Consider the following 15766-nt stretch of genomic DNA (forward strand, 5'->3'; position numbering starts at 1 on the left):
GTAACACGATCAAATTGCCGCCAAGCTTGTTTGCCTTTCAGACTGCATTTTGCAGAGTAAAGAACCAGAACCCTTGAAACAAGAAGGTTTAATCATCCTTCAGTCGTCGCAGTAACCAGTCTAGGCGTGTCTTTGCCAATTCAATACTCTCCAAAGCATCTTTTGCCAACTCACTAACGGGCAGTTCGTGATTTAGATGACCGGATTGAGGCTTATCCCGGTTTTGTAATTGATTTACCGTCAAACGCATCCGGCTAGAAAGGCAAATCGCTAAGGCACGATAAAACCGGGCGGCAAAGCCAATATCAAACCTGAGGCGATCGGCTAGCTTCTCTCTGGGAATGCATAAAACGAGAGCTTCCCCTTTCGCAGAAACGGTTGCTGAAGGAGGTCGCGTGTCGATGAAAGACATTTCCCCTACAATATCGCCGCTAAGAAGATTGGCAATTTCGCGCCCTTGGGTAGCGGCAGTGGTAACGCTGAGGGTTCCTTCTAACAAAATAAAAAGGTTGTTAATGGGGATACCTTCATCAATCAGCACAGTTCCGTCTGGCATAGTCTCACGGGTTCCGGTGGCTAGCATCCAATCAATATCGTCGTCATCCAGTTCTCCTAAAAGGAACAATACTGTTTTCATGGACATTGCCTCACCTTCCCCAAGCCTATTGATTTCGATCTTATGTCTGCGGTTCTTTCTGTTTTAACCGATCTGACCGATGTGGGCTGGTTTGATGGCGATAACTTTGGAGATCGCGCCATATTTGGGCATAAGTGTCCTGCTTTTACAAAAAAGACTTGTTGTAAAAATCTTTGAATCACCAAGTTTTTAATAAAATAGTCTTACAATGCCTGCAAGATAGAGCCATTGAATAGATAGTTACATAGCTACACCTGTAGACATGGAGTGTAGACATGTAGCTATCAGGCTGACGATTGATTTTTAAATAGGAGCGATCGCCCCATGGATGTCAAACTAGTTTTAGTGATTCTAACCGTGTTCTTTACCATTGCCTGTTTATTCTTTGGCACTAAAAATGGTTTCTATAATTCGGATAACTATCACGGCAATGGCTCAGCCCACTAAGTTTCATGGCTTTTTGTGACGGTGAGTAACGCAATCAGGGATATGGGCGATTCCCGCACGAATCGTTTTACGAATCGCCACCATGGAGATACAAAATAAACGTGGTTGAGTTGGAATGTCTAACCTATGGGGTAGGTCATGCAGGCGAAGGAGTCTGCCTGCTATTGCGGATTGGCACCTATCGCATATTGCTAGATTGTGGCTTGTCCGATCTATCACCCTTAATTGACCCAACGGGCAAGCCCCCGGCTGACTTGGTGTTGTGTAGCCATGCCCATGCCGACCATGCGCGGGGATTATTGGAATTGCATCAAGCATTTCCCCAACTGCCCATTTATGCTAGTGAAGTAACAACCCAGCTATTGGCGCTTAATTGGCTTGACCAATCTGGAAATGAACCACCACAGTTTTGTCATGCCCTGCCTTGGCGTACACCTATAGAATTTTTAGATGGGCTAAGCGCTGAAATTTATCCATCGGGGCACTTGCCAGGAGCCTCAGCAATTCTGCTTTCTTACACCGCCCCTTCTGAAAAAAACTCCCCGTCCCGCTCCTATACGGTGCTTTATACAGGAGATTTTTTCTTATCTAATACGCGGTTGGTAGAAGGGTTGCCCCTAGAAGAGTTGCGGGGACTTCAGCCCAATGTGTTGATTGTGGAAGGTAGCTATGGAACGGCGCGTCATCCCCATCGTCGTCATCAAGAAAATCACCTAGCGGAGCGAATTGATCAAGCGATCGCCCATCAGCAATCAATTCTGTTACCCGCCTCCTTAGGCTTGGGGCAAGAGTTATTGTTGCTGCTGCGAAGCCATCACTATTTCACAGGACGAGACATTGATATTTGGGTTGATGGAGCCGTGGCGAATGGCTGCGATGTCTACCTAGAGATTTTGTCTCATCTGCCCACGTCAGTTCAAAATTTTGCCCGTCATCAGCCCCTCTTTTGGGATGAACGGGTGCGCCCACGGGTGCGCCGTCTCACTCCAGAAAGTTGTGCCGAGTTGGGGCAATCTCCCTGCATTGTCGTAACTGATGAAACAGCCGATCTCCGTCAGTATTACCGTGAGAACCCAAAAGCGTGGCTAGCATTGTTGCCCTGGCAAGTAGATCGTTCTGAGATTGAGCGGGAAGCAGGGTCGCCGTCAGTGTCATCGGCTGTAGACACTGATTTGGCAACTGAAACTTATTTACTGGCACAACATTGTGATGGCACTGGAACCACTCAACTGATTCACAACCTCCGCCCTCAACATGTGATGTTTATCCATGGTCCAGCAGCATATTTATCAGATTTAACGGGCTTAGATGATCTACATAATCGGTATCATCTCCATTCACCGGCTAGCGGCACTAGGGTAGAACTCCCCATTGGCGAAACTTTTTTGCAACCTGCCCCTCCAGATACGAACTATGAAGGAGAACTGACTGAACTCGATGCCGTAGTGACGATTACATTACCGGACGCGATCGCGGCTGATCCACGCTGGCGCGGGTTAGCAGACACTGGCTTAATCGAAGCTCGCTGGCAGGGCGATGAACTGGTGCTGCGGGGCTTGCCCCAACGAGAATTGTTGCGCCCTCATGAGAGCGATCGCCTGCTGGACTGGATGGATGCCAATTCTCCCCTGCGAAACTGCTGTGGCAACTGCCGCCACTATCGAGGACAACGCTGCTGGAATGATGCCTCACCGCTATTTGAGTTCAAAGTTACACCAGAAGGATTTTGTCCTGTATTTGAGTCGGTGCAAATTGGAGAGCAGGATGCTGAATAGAACTCATTTATAGAGCTTCCCCTCCGTAGCGTCATTTTCTAAAGATTGCTGAAGCAGAAATTCGCGAATAGCTCGATCTTCTGCCAGCCCAATCGCCCGAATATAACTCTGTTTCGCTTCAACCTTTCGCCCCAACCGCTTCAGTAGATGAGCACGTAATGCCCAATAGGGCTGATAGTTGTTAAGCGATTCCAGGGGAAGAGTGTCGAGGAGTGCTAAACCCTGCTCTAGCCCTTTTGCCTCTGCGATCGCTGCCGCATGACCCACTTGCGCCCCTAACGTTGGAGAAATCTGGATTAACCCTTCATAGAGCAACGCTAGTGCTTTCCAATCGGTGCGATCAACAACTGCTCGTTGAGCATGAATGGATTGAATAGCGGCTTCCAATTGAAATCGTCCCAGTTTCTTAAATGTTGCTGCCTTTGCCAACTCCCGTTCTGCCTCGTCAAACAAAGGTCTAGACCAACGTGTCACATCTTGCTCTGAAAGCGGCACATAGGCACCATCAATTGTTCGACGCGCATTACGACGTGCCTCACAGTGGAGCATCAAAGCCAATAGTCCTCGTGCTTCAGGCTCATCTGGCATTAATTGTATACACAGACGGGCTAGCCAAAGCGCTTCTTCCGCCAACCCTTTTCTACGTGAATCTACACCTGTTACATTTTCCCAGCCGTTGCTGTAGGCAGCATAGATTGCTTCTAATACTGCTATTAATCGCATAGGCAACTCCTTAGCTTCTGGAATCTCAAACCCAATTTTTGCATCCCGAATTTTCGCTTTAGCCCGAACTAGGCGCTGGCTCATCGTGGCAGGTGCAACCAGGAATGCAGAAGCAATTTGAGCGGCATTAAAACCCAAAACGGTTTGCAGCATTAATGGAGTGTGAACTCCAGCATCAATAGCTGGATGGGCACAAATGAAGAGCAGTTTCAGGCGATCGTCTGGAAAGATGGTTCCAGGGGACGATAATTTTTGTGCTTCAGCCGCAATTAGTTTGAGAGTGCTAGCGGCTGAAGCTTTCACTTTGGCATGTCGTGCCTGATCAATCAGGCGACGGCGAGCAGTTACCAATAGCCATGCCTCTGGATTATCAGGAACTCCACTTTCAGTCCAGGTTTTTAGAGCCGCGAGGAACGCATCACCCAGGGCATCTTCTGCCGCAGTAACATCTTCTACTTTGACAGCAAGGTAGGCAATTAACCGTCCATAGGAGTTACGTGCTGCTAATTCTGCCGCTTGGTGAGCGTTCATGACTATTAGCCTTCACCCATTGGTAAGAGTGGTCTGACTTCGACTACGCCATTAGTTGCGGCAGGGCAACGCGCTGCCCAATCTAAAGCAGCATCTAGATCGGGGACATCAACAAGAAAGAAACCACCAAGTTGCTCTTTAGTGTCAGCATAGGGACCATCCTGCACTTTTCGGTGTCCATCGTATAGTCGGACGGTTGTACCTGTATGCGCCGGATGTAGCGCTGCGCCACCTGCTGCTATCCCGGCTTCATTCAGTGCTTGGGAATAGGCTTGGTAGGCACCCCAGTAAGTTTCTTGGTTTTCATTGCCACGATCGCTAAACTGAGCTTCACTTTCATAAACCATGATTGCGTATTTCATACGTTTCCTTCTGTTGTAAGTGGATTGAGAGCCTAGTATTTTCCGTGCTCAATTTAATGACGGACTAGTACTCGCCATTTCGACAGGTATCTGTAAGTTTTGATAATCTGGGTAACAACTCTGCTAACTGGACTGAAATTCGATAGGATGAACTGATACGGAATGATTCCGACCTTTTTATTAAAGCTGTGAGTGCCATCCATGACTGCTGAGGTTTTGGTAGAAAAAAAGAAATTAGCGAAGCCGCCGCTGGAGATTCATCAGTTGGGCGATCGCGTGCTGCGATCGCCTGCCAAGCGGATTGCCAAGGTGGATGCAGAAATTAAGCAACTGATTCGAGAAATGTTGCAAACCATGTATAGCGCTGATGGGATTGGGTTAGCTGCACCTCAAGTTGGGGTCAACAAGCAACTTATCGTTGTAGATTGCGATCCGGATGATGCTACAAAACCACCGCTGATTTTGATGAATCCGACCCTGACTAACGCCAGCCCAGAGATTGTGGTGAATCAAGAGGGATGCCTCAGCATTCCCAATGTTTACCTAGATGTCAAACGTCCAACAGCGGTTGAAGTGTCCTACAAAGACGAAAGCGGTCGTCCTCAGCGTTTAACCGCAACCGGACTGCTTGCCTGCTGTATTCAGCATGAAATCGACCACCTAAATGGTGTGTTATTTGTTGATCGGGTGGAGAACGCCTTGGAGTTAAATCAAGAATTGATGAAACATGGCTTTTCAGTAAAGGCGGTTAAGCCTGTAAGCTGAGATAGTATCCTCCGTAAACAGCATGGTTCTACACGGCTCCATAAATGGGCTGTTTAAATCTTTCATGTGGATAGTCTGATTTTCAACCAATTGAGATGTTTCAGGATTAGTCTATAGTGACTTCAAAAAGCGGCATACTTCTAGCAGGTTCTTGTATTGCGGCGATCGCAGCAGTTGGCTCAGTATTTGAGTTATCCTCTGGCAAACCAGAACTCGGTGGTCTAGTCACTGGAATTATTTTGGCGCTGAGTATTCCTTTAACAATTGGCTGTTTCATAGCAGCCGTTCGAGATACCAGAGCGAATCAAAAGTAACTCATCATCTTGCTAAATGCCTACTTTTTGAATAAACCCGTTCCCTCGGCACCCTTTCCCCAAAATGTCGGGCATTCAATCCATCGCATTTCTTCGACTAAGTGGCAAGAGCCATACAGGAAACAGGCAACCCTACTATCTCCTGTCTCCCACAGAACCTACTACCCTAGGGCGCACTTTGGGCTGTGGAGTTGCAGTGGATACCTCTTTATATCGTTCCGTGTCTCGGCATCATGCCAAAATTGATCCCATTCTGGGATTTGAAGCCCCGAACGGGGAGCGATTTTGGCAAGTTTGCGATTTAAACAGCCGCAATGGTACGTTTGTCAATGGTGCTCGTGTGCAAGGATGTCAGGTTTTGCAGGTTGGCGATCGCATCATGCTAGGGCATAACGGTCCAGAATTTATCTTTGATTGCCAAACTCAAGCAGGGCAATCGCTAGACAATTTTGGAGTAGCGCTAGGTATATTTCCATCGGCGCTCGACCCGACTCTGCCACCGCCTAAAAACCGCGTCAATCTGGAAGATGTCAGTTTGACTCAGTTATTTCCGATCCTGTCTACTGGGCGTGAACTGACCGATAAAGCTTATTTGATGCCTGCAATTGTCACCATTACCTTTGTGGTGCTGTTATTTTTGGCGATCGGCAATCCGGCTATGTTTAACCTGTTGCTAGCGGTATATTTGGCGATCGCGTCGTTGTATTTCATTTATCAGCTTTGCGGGAAGCAAAAACCCTGGTGGCTACTTTTAGGGGTAGCTACTCTGACCGCACTGATTTTGATTAGCCCCATTCTAGATCTGTTCACGTTAGTATTTCACCATCTCTTACCGGGTGATTTATCAAGCACTGATGCCGCAACTAATTTTGGGGTGCTGCTGGTCAAAATGTTTTTTGGCGCAGGACTGATGGAGGAGTTGCTGAAAGCCGTGCCCGTATTCATCGCTTTGGGGTTGGGGCTACGGCTGAGATCGCCTTTCCGCGATCGCGTTGGCGTATGGGAACCGTTAGATGGAATTTTGCTAGGTGCCGCTTCTGCCGTGGGTTTTAGCCTCATGGAAACTCTTGGGGTGTATATTCCCGCAACTTATAAATCATCCCTTCTAAGCGGACAAGAAGCTGCTCAACTGGCAGGATTACAATTGCTGATCCCTAGAGTATTAGGCTTAGTCGCTGGACACATGGCTTATAGCGGCTATTTTGGCTACTTCATTGGGCTAAGTGTCCTGCGGTCTCGGCAACGCTGGCTCATTTTGGGCGTTGGACTCTGCACTGCTGCCGGCTTACATACGCTCTGGAATGCAGCAGGAATGCTAAGTCCAGTGTTTCTAGCATTGATCGGCATGTTGTCCTATGCCTTTTTAGGTGCCGCGATTCTCAAAGCCCGCGCCCTTTCCCCCACGCGATCGCAAAACTTCGCCACCCGTTTTCTGCATTAATCTACTTTTAGATTCATCCAACTCCCGCTAATTAACTCCCTCTTTTAGGATAAGTAAAGTTTTGTATAATTGTATGTAATTGAATAACACGACTTAAATTGTTCATCAAAACTTAAATCTCAGAGGTTTCAGTGAAACAGGTTTCAACCTTGACTCAGCGTTCTTTAAATTCTGATGCTGCGGCGCAAAAAAACGATTTTCCAGAGGCATCGATCGCGGGCACTTTCATCGCCACAGCAGGCACTATGTTTGGCTTTTTACTGTTGGTAATCCTATTCTTGTGAGCATTTGCAAGAACTAGCCCGGTAAGATGAAGGGTGTTCCTTTTTATGCGTGTTTTGTGACTGACCTACCCCCCACTACTCGACTCTGCCGCACACCGCTTTATCCTTTGTCTCAAGCGCTCAATGCTCGGATGACGGAGTTTTCTGGCTGGGAAATGCCTGTGCAATACTCTGGTCTTACCCATGAACATCATGCCGTGCGATCGACCGCTGGTATGTTTGATATTTCTCATATGGGAAAGTTTCGGCTAACAGGCAAGAGTGTTTTAGACCAGCTTCAAACCTTGGTGCCATCTGATCTAAGCCGTCTGAAACCTGGAGAAGCCCAATATACGGTGTTGCTGAATAACCAAGCTGGCATTATTGATGATCTAATTTTTTATTATCAAGGCACTGAGAGTGACGGGATGCAGCAATGGGTGGCGATCGTCAATGCCGCCACTACTGATAAAGACAAAGCATGGATGCTGAGCCATTTAGATTTAGCTGAAGTGACGTTTCAGGACTGTTCCCCGGACAATGCGCTGATTGCGGTGCAGGGACCCGACGCGATCGCCACACTGCAAACCTTAGTCACTGAGGATCTCTCTCCCATCAAAGCATTTGGGCATTTAGAAGGCACGATTTTAGGACAGCCTGGGTTTTTGGCGCGCACGGGCTACACCGGAGAAGATGGTTTTGAAGTCATGGTGTCGCCGGAAGTGGGAGTAGAACTTTGGAAAGCGCTGCTAGCGTTGGGTGTGGTGCCCTGCGGTTTAGGCTGTCGGGATACCCTACGGCTAGAGGCAGCAATGGCGCTTTATGGACAAGACATCAATGACACGACTACGCCCTTGGAAGCGGGACTAGGCTGGTTGGTTCACCTAGATAGTAAATCCGATTTTATTGGGCGACCTATTTTGGAAAATCAAAAACAAAATGGAGTGCAGCGGCGCTTGGTGGGTTTGCAAATGCAAGGGCGCAATATTGCGCGGCATGATTATCCGGTGATTATCAACGGCAAAGTGGCAGGAATTGTGACCAGTGGCACTCAATCGCCGACATTGGGTCAGCCGATCGCGCTTGCCTATGTACCCACGGAGTTTTCCAAGCCGGGTCAGCCGTTGGAAGTTGAAATTCGAGGTAAACTCCATCCGGCAATCGTCGTCAAGCGTCCTTTCTATCGCCGTCCTTGAGTCTCATCCTTTAGGAAGAATACCAACTAATTCCTGGAAATTATTTACAAAAGTCGCTAGGAATCCTGATTTTTGAGGTATGAGTTATAAGGGTTGGAATTTACTACTCATGCAATCTCACTTTAATTTTTTGAAGACCTATGACACTGGAATATCCTAGCGATCTAAAGTATCTTGACACCCACGAATACGCACGGCTAGATGGTGAAATCGCCACCATTGGCATTACTGCGTTTGCGATCGACCAACTGGGTGATATCGTATTTCTGGAGTTGCCTGAAATGGGAGATGCGATCGATCAAGGCGAGAAATTTGGCACAATCGAATCCGTTAAAGCAGTTGAAGATCTCAATGCTCCTGTCAGCGGCACGGTGATTGAAATCAACAGTGCTTTATTAGATGCTCCTGAACAAATTGGGGATGATCCCTACGGAGAAGGATGGCTAATGAAGGTACGGATTGATGATGACATTAATCTGGACGACACCTTGTCATCTGATGAATATCGAGAGCAGGTTGAAGGAGAATAAACGCCTTGTGTTCTCTCGATTCAGGACTGAATTCAGTCCTGATCCCTATCCATTCCATGCCCTCGATCTCAGTTCTCTTAACCAACGCTGCTGCTAGTGAGTTGGCTAACCAGATCAATCACTGTGCTGCGGCTCAATTTGGCTTCCCCTTGAGCCATGGCATTTAATGTGGCATGAGCGAGGGTGAGGGGAATGCGGCAAAAGTCTAAGGCTGGACCGATGGGAAGGACGGCGGTGTAAGCATCTGCAAGTTCAAGGTTTTGACGAGCATAGTGGTAAACCTGTTCAGCCGTCCATCCAGTAGGAAAAAAGTCTACGCCACGGGTTTTATCTTCGTTGTGGTTGCGGAGAATATTGACGGCTTGCAAACCTCTACCAAAACCGATCGCGTGGGAACGATTGGTTTTGGTGCCGTCATACCATGCCCACAGATCAGAGAGCAGCAAACCCACGGCTCCCGCTACTCCAAAGGTATATTGGTCTAGGTCTGCCCGGTCTTCAATTTTCCAATTGATGCGCGCCCAATATGCCATGCGATCGGACATTGCCGCTGTCGCATCCCACACTCGCGGTGCGATCGACTCTGGTGCCAACAGTGCCCATTCCCCAATCCGATAAGACACTTCTGGCAATAGATCTTTATAATCGCTGAGCGCAGTAGACAAATCGCTTGCTTGCATCTCGTGAGTGCCCGCTTGTAGGCTCAGGCTGATGATTTGTAGTAGCTTTGCTTTAAGTGCATTATCCAAGGTTGGATGATCTTCAATCTCGTCGATCGCCCGCATACATAAGTAACCAGAGGCTACGGCTTCTTGAAGCCCCGCTGGTAACCGACTAATGGGAATGTAAAATGTCCGGCTTGTCTCCTCTAATACTTCTAAAGCACTTTTGCATAGCTGCATGGATTCACTCCTCTAAGTCATTACACCAGGTTGGCTTCAAATATACAGCAAAGACGTTTCATTAAGATGAAAATGCCTTATTCAACTAGAAATCCTTTCTTTTTGAAAGAATTCAACGCTGTTTAAAATTCAAAAGGTATTCTATTTATCAATATTTTTGTTGAAGTTTATTGACTGAAAGTAGTTGTTTTGTTGCATAGTCTAGGTTTGAAAACTTTCATTAGAAAAAAGCTTTCTTGTGCAAGTAGTCTCTACAGATTTAAAGGGGATTAATAGTCGGAGACTAACGGTTGAAATGCAATCAGGCTGAAACTTAAACGATAGTAAGAGAGTTTGCCGAGCCGCAATAAACCCAATCAAAGCCATCCAAAAACAACCTGCAATAAAAAGTTTAATTGAGTTATAAGTTAATATCTGATAGAGATCAAAACAGGATCAAGTTCGTAATTTCAGCAAGTTGATTTAGAGTTTAAACAGTTAGAAAACCGCCTTATAAATCCACAATCACTACTACTTCTCCACTGTCAATACAAAAATTTCCGGAAAATAAGCTTGACGCTGCCGAGAGAGTGACAAAACTAAACCATTCATAACGGATGTAGTCTGCAATACGTTAATCAATCTTGATCAACTTTAAATTTGGTCGGGCTGAGAACAGTGGCTTTGCTTTTAGCCCAACCGATTGCATTATCGACTCATGCTAAACACCGAACCCAGCGATCGCCCAATGTTTTGAGGATTCATTGCGTCTACCGCTGCCGTCGGCTCATAGCCACAGTGCACCATACAGTCGGCACAGCTAGGATTGCCACTGGCGCGACCATATTGGCTCCAATCGGTGCCGTCCACTAGCTCTTGATAGGTTTTGTAATGTCCCTCATTCAGCAAGTAACAAGGCTTTTGCCAACCCAAAACACTGTAGCTCGGCATTCCCCAGGGCGTGCATTCATAGTCTTTCTCGCCCGTCAAAAAGTCGAGAAACAAAGGATTGTGGTTAAAGTTCCAGTTTTTTTTGCCTGCCGTGTAGGGAGCCAAAATATCCCGGAACAATGCTTTTGTTTGTTCCCGTTTTAAGAAGTGGTCTTGATCCGGTGCCCACTCATAGCCATAGCCTGGAGAAATCATCATGCCATCCACGCCTAGAGTGGCAACAAAATCAAAGAAGTTTTGAATTTCTTTGGGATCAGATCCCTCAAATACAGTGGTGTTAGTCGTGACGCGAAACCCTTTAGCTTTAGCAGCTTTGATTGCTTGCACGGCAGTATCAAACACCCCCTTGCGATCGACGCATTTATCGTGCAGTTCCCGCAACCCATCCAGATGCACACTAAAGGAAAAATAGGGAGAGGGTTCAAACTTGTGTAGGCTCTTTTCTAGCAAAATGCCGTTGGTGCAGAGATAAATGTATTTACGCCGTGCCACCAACCCACGCACAATCTCATCAATTTGAGGATGAAGCAAGGGTTCGCCACCGGGGATTGCCACTACAGGCGCACCGCATTCCTCCACGGCGGCAAAGCAATCTTCAGGCGACAGGTTTTGTTTTAAAATCTCCACTGGATGTTGGATTTTGCCGCAGCCAGAACAGGCAAGATTGCACCGAAATAGCGGCTCTAACATTAGGGTCAAGGGATACTTTTTGCGTCCTTTTAATCGCTGGGTAACGATGTATTTGCCAATATCCATTGCTTGTTGAAAACTAACTGCCATGGCTCGATTTACTCCTCACTGGAAAATAGGGAACGGAAAATAGGGGTCAGGTTTCAGGGATCGGGGGTTTCAGACGGATAGGCCACCTATCGCTGAGCTAACTAGGATTTATGCGTAACCTTTAGTTACAAACCACTCTACGGCATCTTTCAAAGCAGTAGCAATTGAAGTCTGGGGAAGCCCTAATTCTTGCACTGCTTTGGCAGCATCGTAGTACATGAGTTGTCCTGCCATTCTCACGCCATCCACTGGAACGGAGGGCGTTTTGCCTACTTTGGATAACAGAGTCTCATCGATCCAAGCGACAGTTAGCGGAATCCAGGCAGGAATAGAACGCTGCGGGGCGGGGAGTCCGGTTATTTGCTCTAGGTGATCAAGCAGTTGCTTGAGGGTCATGTTTTGGTGTCCCAAAATATAGCGATCGCCTGTCTTTCCCTTCTGGTATGCCAGTAAATGCCCCCATGCCACATCCTGCACATGGATGAAGTTTAGACCCGTGTGCAAATAAACGGGCATTTGGCGACGCAAAAATCGCAGCACGATATCGCCTGTGGGGGTGGGTTTGATGTCCCAGGCACCAATCGGCGTACTGGGATTCACAATGACGATGTTTTGTCCAGATTGTGCCGCTTTAACGGCTTCTTGTTCTGCCCAATATTTAGATTGCTTGTAGGCACCAATCAGCTTTTCGACGGGGCTTTGGTAAGTTTCATCCGCTATCGCGCCTTGCTTCACCCCGATCGCCGCGACTGAACTGGTATAAACCGTGAGATCGATTCCAGCAGTCCGCGCCGCTGCTAAGACATTGCGCGTTCCGAGTACATTGTATTCATGCAAGATTGCCTGATCTTTTTGCCACAGGGAATAGTGAGCCGCGACGTGAAACAATCCTTGACAGCCCGCCATTGCCTGATCTAAGGTGCGATCGGTGAGGCTACCCTGCACCAATTCCACATTCAATCCCTGCAAGTTATCCAGCCGACTATTGGGGCGCACTAACGCTTTGATAGCATAGCCTTCTTGCAAGAGCAGCCGCACGAGATTGGCACCCACAAACCCCGTTCCCCCTGTGACAAATATTTTTTGCACTATAAAACCCTCAGATTACTTGACACTTCTCCAACCTAAAATTCTGCTTTAATGAATTCGACGTAGGCTATGTTTAATGGCGTTGTCAAGGTTATCCAGCAGGGCATAGAGGACAGGAATCACGATCAGGCTGAGCAAAGTGGAGGTGATTAAGCCACCCATGATCGCGATCGCCATGGGAGATCGCAATTCTGCCCCGGCACCCCAACCCACAGCGATCGGCAGCATCCCCAAAAGGGTGGCAACGGTAGTCATGAGAATTGGACGCAAGCGAACAGGAGACGCTTTGAGAATGGCATCGTCTCGCTTTAGCCCCGATCGCCGCAGTTGGTTGATGTAGTCCACAATTAAAATTGCGTTTTTACTGGTTAAGCCCAAAAGAAAGATAATGCCAATCAGTGAAATCATGCCAAAGTCGCTTTGGGCAATCAACAAGCCCACCATGGCACCCACAATCGACAGCGGCAACGATAGAAAAATCACCAGGGTATCCGTCCAGCGACGGAACAGCGCGAACAGCACCCCCACAATGCACAGCAACGACAGCGCCAAGGTTTTGGCAAAGCTGCTTAAAATGTCGTCAATTCTGGCATTGTCACCGCCCAGGCGTAGAGAGATACCCGGCGGCAGCACCGCTTTTGCTTCTGCCGTGGCGAGATCTCCCGCCTTGCCAATCGTCAATTCTTGCCCTAAATTGGCGCTAACAGTGGCAACACGCTGCTGATTGTCGTGCTGAATTTCGCGAATGTCGTCAGAATTTCCTTGCGTCGTGGTGGAGACATCGACGAATCCAGGAATTTTGGTCAGCCGGGTTTGGATGGCTTGGGCAGCGCGATCGAGGTCTTCCAAATCGTCGCCCTGGATCTGCACTTGCACAGGTTTGTCGCCACCCGTATCTACGAACTGGATGTCTTCAATGCTGGTGGTTACGCCATTAATTTTAGGCAAATCTCGCCGAAATCGGTCTTGTACATCGGTCGTAGTAGCGGTGCGGTTATCTTTCAACTTCACATAGATCGTGCCCTTATTCGGTTCGCCTTGGCGGGAGCCAACCACGGTAAACGTACTGGCAACGTCGGGCGATCGCTGGATAAATTCATCCAATTTTTTGGCAACCGTGAGCGAATCTTTGAGCGGGTCAAATTCTGGTAGAGGTTTGGAAGGGCGCTGTGAAGCGAGTTGCTCTGGTGATACGCCCGGTGGGAGTTGGCGAGGATCAATTGCGCCTGGAGAGATCGCCTGCCCAGAAACCGCCTGTCCCGCTAGCGCCTGTTTCAGTGCTTCCGGGATCTCTGGTGTGGGCGCAGTGTAGGAAATATTAAATTCGCCGCGATCGAGTTTGGGAATGAACCCTTTAGGAATCAGCGGAATCAGCGCGAGTCCACCAATAAAGCTAGCTAGAGCGATCGCCACCACCATGCCTTTATGATTGAGTGACCATTGCAACAGCCGTTGATACTGATGATTCAACCGATCGAACCCATTCTGAAAGCGATCGGCAATGCTGGGATGATTCTGATTACGAGGCTTAGGGGGTTTGAGCCAAGCTGCCGCTAACAACGGCGACAACGTGCGAGCAACCAACAGAGACGTGATCATTGCCGCCGAAATGGTGATACCGAAGGGCTTAAAAAATTGTCCCAATACGCCGCCCATGGTGCCAACGGGCAGAAAAACGGCGATCGCGGTCAACGTTGCGGCAGTAACAGTCAACCCAATTTCGTCCGTTGCCGAAATTGCCGCTTGCTTGGGAGTTTCCCCTTCCTCCAAATGACGCGCAATGTTTTCCACATCGACGATCGCATCATCCACCACATTGCCAATCACCAACGCCAACGCCAGCAGGGTAATCGTTTCAAAATTAAACCCATAAAACGCCATGACGATGAAAGTGCCCAACAAAGACATGGGAATCGCCAGTGCTGAAATAACCGTTGCCTGCCAATTCCACAAAAAGGGATAAATCACGATCGCTGAAAGCACGATCGCTTCAATCAGGGCTTTAATCGTTTCCTGCGTGGCAGCTTCAATATAATCCGCTTGGGTCGCTGCCAAAGAAAATTGCACATCCGGCAGTTTGGTTCGCAGCCGCACCACTTCTTGATTTACGGTTCGCACCACTTCCAGTGTATTGGCATCACTTTTTTTCACCACTTGAAAGGCGAGTGCTGACTCCCCGTTAAACCGAACCAAGTTGCCACTCTGGGTCAAATCTTCTAGCTTCGGTGGTTTCGTCAGATCCAGCTTGGTTGGTTCCCCTAGTAGCGTTACTTTCAGCACGCCGGGTAGCTTTGCGATCGCGGGAATAATTTGTTCCTTCGCCGTCTTGCTCAATGCCTTCAAATCTTGAGATGCGCTATCGATCGCATAGCTGACCACCGCCGCTTCGTTCAAATTGACTGGGATCACCTTTGTTGTCGTCTTGGCAGGCAGAGCCACGGTTTTCAACGCTTTCTCCACCGTGCGGCTCGAATCCTCCAAATTAGTGCCCACCGCAAACCGGAGCCGCACCACCGATTGCCCTGGATAGGTCGTGGAGCCAACTCCTTCCACGTTTTTCAAATCGCTCAGCGTTTTTTCGATCGGGTCCGTCAACTTTTGCTCCGTGTCTACGGCGGTTGTCAAGGGTGCAGACGCATTCACCACTACCACCGGAAAAGTCACGTCGGGAAACAGCGCATATTTAAGTGAACTAAATGCCAGCACCCCTGCCACTACCACCGCCAGCCAAAAGCTGAGGGTTAAAACTGGGCGCTGGATGGCAATTTTGGAAATATTAAAGCGCGATCGCACAGATGCGGGATTTGAATTATCCATTGAATCGGATAGTGATAAGTGACAAGCGTATTGTCATAGTACCCAACAGTTCTTAATTTCTGGGTCAACTGCCTTAGAAATCGTCAAATGGGTTTATTTAGATCGGCGTGACTCTCCCATGCAAATCGCCTAATGCAGTAGGATTCGCCCGACCTTTGGAGTGTTTGAAACAAAATAAGGAAGTTTATGAATCAGGAAATCTCAATTTTTGAAATGTCCCATACACAAAAGCAGAGCTAGTATTAGCCCTGCTTTGTATTTCAG

15 protein-coding genes are annotated in these 15766 nt (G+C 48.0%); 8 read left to right on the plus strand and 7 right to left on the minus strand.

Features of this window, described 5'->3' with window-relative positions; translation table 11 throughout:
* Nucleotides 1–88: 88 nt before the first annotated feature.
* Nucleotides 89–643 (minus strand): cyclic nucleotide-binding domain-containing protein, encoded by a 555-nt coding sequence (locus tag AC1S5B_RS17000; protein WP_482036896.1) that lies wholly within the window; start codon nucleotides 641–643, stop codon nucleotides 89–91.
* Between the two features lie 318 nt (nucleotides 644–961).
* On the opposite strand from AC1S5B_RS17000, the gene AC1S5B_RS17005 reads away from it, so the two are divergent.
* Together AC1S5B_RS17005 and AC1S5B_RS17010 are read left to right on the plus strand one after the other, a co-directional pair.
* On the plus strand, nucleotides 962–1084 hold the full coding sequence (locus tag AC1S5B_RS17005; protein WP_482036897.1) for a hypothetical protein: 123 nt from the start codon (nucleotides 962–964) through the stop codon (nucleotides 1082–1084).
* 101 nt (nucleotides 1085–1185) lie between these two features.
* The gene (locus AC1S5B_RS17010; protein WP_482036898.1) at nucleotides 1186–2859 is read left to right on the plus strand and encodes an MBL fold metallo-hydrolase; all 1674 of its coding nucleotides are present in this window, start codon (nucleotides 1186–1188) and stop codon (nucleotides 2857–2859) included.
* 3 nt (nucleotides 2860–2862) lie between these two features.
* Here the strand turns inward: AC1S5B_RS17010 and AC1S5B_RS17015 are convergent, their stop codons facing one another.
* Both AC1S5B_RS17015 and AC1S5B_RS17020 read right to left on the minus strand, forming a co-directional pair.
* Nucleotides 2863–4113, minus strand: a complete 1251-nt coding sequence (locus AC1S5B_RS17015; RefSeq protein WP_482036899.1) for an RNA polymerase sigma factor — start codon at nucleotides 4111–4113, stop codon at nucleotides 2863–2865.
* A 5-nt stretch (nucleotides 4114–4118) separates the two neighbouring features.
* Nucleotides 4119–4475 carry a YciI family protein gene (locus AC1S5B_RS17020; RefSeq protein WP_482036900.1) on the minus strand — a complete coding sequence of 119 codons (357 nt, stop codon included), beginning with the start codon at nucleotides 4473–4475 and terminating at the stop codon, nucleotides 4119–4121.
* A 201-nt stretch (nucleotides 4476–4676) separates the two neighbouring features.
* Between AC1S5B_RS17020 and def the strand changes: the two genes are divergently transcribed.
* The 6 genes from def (at nucleotide 4677) to gcvH (ending at nucleotide 8984) form a co-directional block, all read left to right on the plus strand.
* On the plus strand, nucleotides 4677–5240 hold the full coding sequence (def, locus tag AC1S5B_RS17025; RefSeq protein WP_482036901.1) for a peptide deformylase: 564 nt from the start codon (nucleotides 4677–4679) through the stop codon (nucleotides 5238–5240).
* A 116-nt stretch (nucleotides 5241–5356) separates the two neighbouring features.
* Nucleotides 5357–5554, plus strand: coding sequence for a hypothetical protein (locus tag AC1S5B_RS17030; RefSeq protein ID WP_482036902.1), 198 nt, complete (start codon nucleotides 5357–5359; stop codon nucleotides 5552–5554).
* Nucleotides 5555–5618: 64 nt separating this feature from the next.
* A complete protein-coding gene (locus tag AC1S5B_RS17035; protein WP_482036903.1) occupies nucleotides 5619–6995 on the plus strand; it encodes a PrsW family glutamic-type intramembrane protease in 1377 nt (458 codons plus the stop codon).
* Between the two features lie 131 nt (nucleotides 6996–7126).
* A complete protein-coding gene (locus AC1S5B_RS17040; RefSeq protein WP_482036904.1) occupies nucleotides 7127–7279 on the plus strand; it encodes a hypothetical protein in 153 nt (50 codons plus the stop codon).
* Between the two features lie 56 nt (nucleotides 7280–7335).
* Entirely contained in the window at nucleotides 7336–8454 is a 1119-nt protein-coding gene (gene gcvT / locus AC1S5B_RS17045; RefSeq protein WP_482036905.1) for a glycine cleavage system aminomethyltransferase GcvT, read from the plus strand.
* Between the two features lie 140 nt (nucleotides 8455–8594).
* A complete protein-coding gene (gene gcvH, locus AC1S5B_RS17050; protein WP_482036906.1) occupies nucleotides 8595–8984 on the plus strand; it encodes a glycine cleavage system protein GcvH in 390 nt (129 codons plus the stop codon).
* Between the two features lie 77 nt (nucleotides 8985–9061).
* On the opposite strand, the gene AC1S5B_RS17055 is transcribed toward gcvH, so the two are convergent.
* The 4 genes from AC1S5B_RS17055 to AC1S5B_RS17070 all read right to left on the minus strand — a co-directional run bounded on the left by AC1S5B_RS17055 (nucleotide 9062) and on the right by AC1S5B_RS17070 (nucleotide 15502).
* A complete protein-coding gene (locus AC1S5B_RS17055; RefSeq protein ID WP_482036907.1) occupies nucleotides 9062–9886 on the minus strand; it encodes a squalene/phytoene synthase family protein in 825 nt (274 codons plus the stop codon).
* A gap of 687 nt (nucleotides 9887–10573) precedes the next feature.
* Complete coding sequence (hpnH, locus tag AC1S5B_RS17060) at nucleotides 10574–11596, minus strand: adenosyl-hopene transferase HpnH (RefSeq protein WP_482036908.1); 1023 nt, start codon at nucleotides 11594–11596, stop codon at nucleotides 10574–10576.
* A 108-nt stretch (nucleotides 11597–11704) separates the two neighbouring features.
* Nucleotides 11705–12685: a hopanoid-associated sugar epimerase gene (gene hpnA, locus AC1S5B_RS17065; RefSeq protein ID WP_482036909.1), complete on the minus strand. Its 981-nt coding sequence runs from the start codon at nucleotides 12683–12685 to the stop codon at nucleotides 11705–11707.
* Nucleotides 12686–12733: 48 nt separating this feature from the next.
* Nucleotides 12734–15502 carry an efflux RND transporter permease subunit gene (locus AC1S5B_RS17070; protein WP_482036910.1) on the minus strand — a complete coding sequence of 923 codons (2769 nt, stop codon included), beginning with the start codon at nucleotides 15500–15502 and terminating at the stop codon, nucleotides 12734–12736.
* Nucleotides 15503–15766: the final 264 nt, after the last annotated feature.

Source organism: Leptolyngbya sp. CALU 1928 (genome assembly GCF_056784215.1).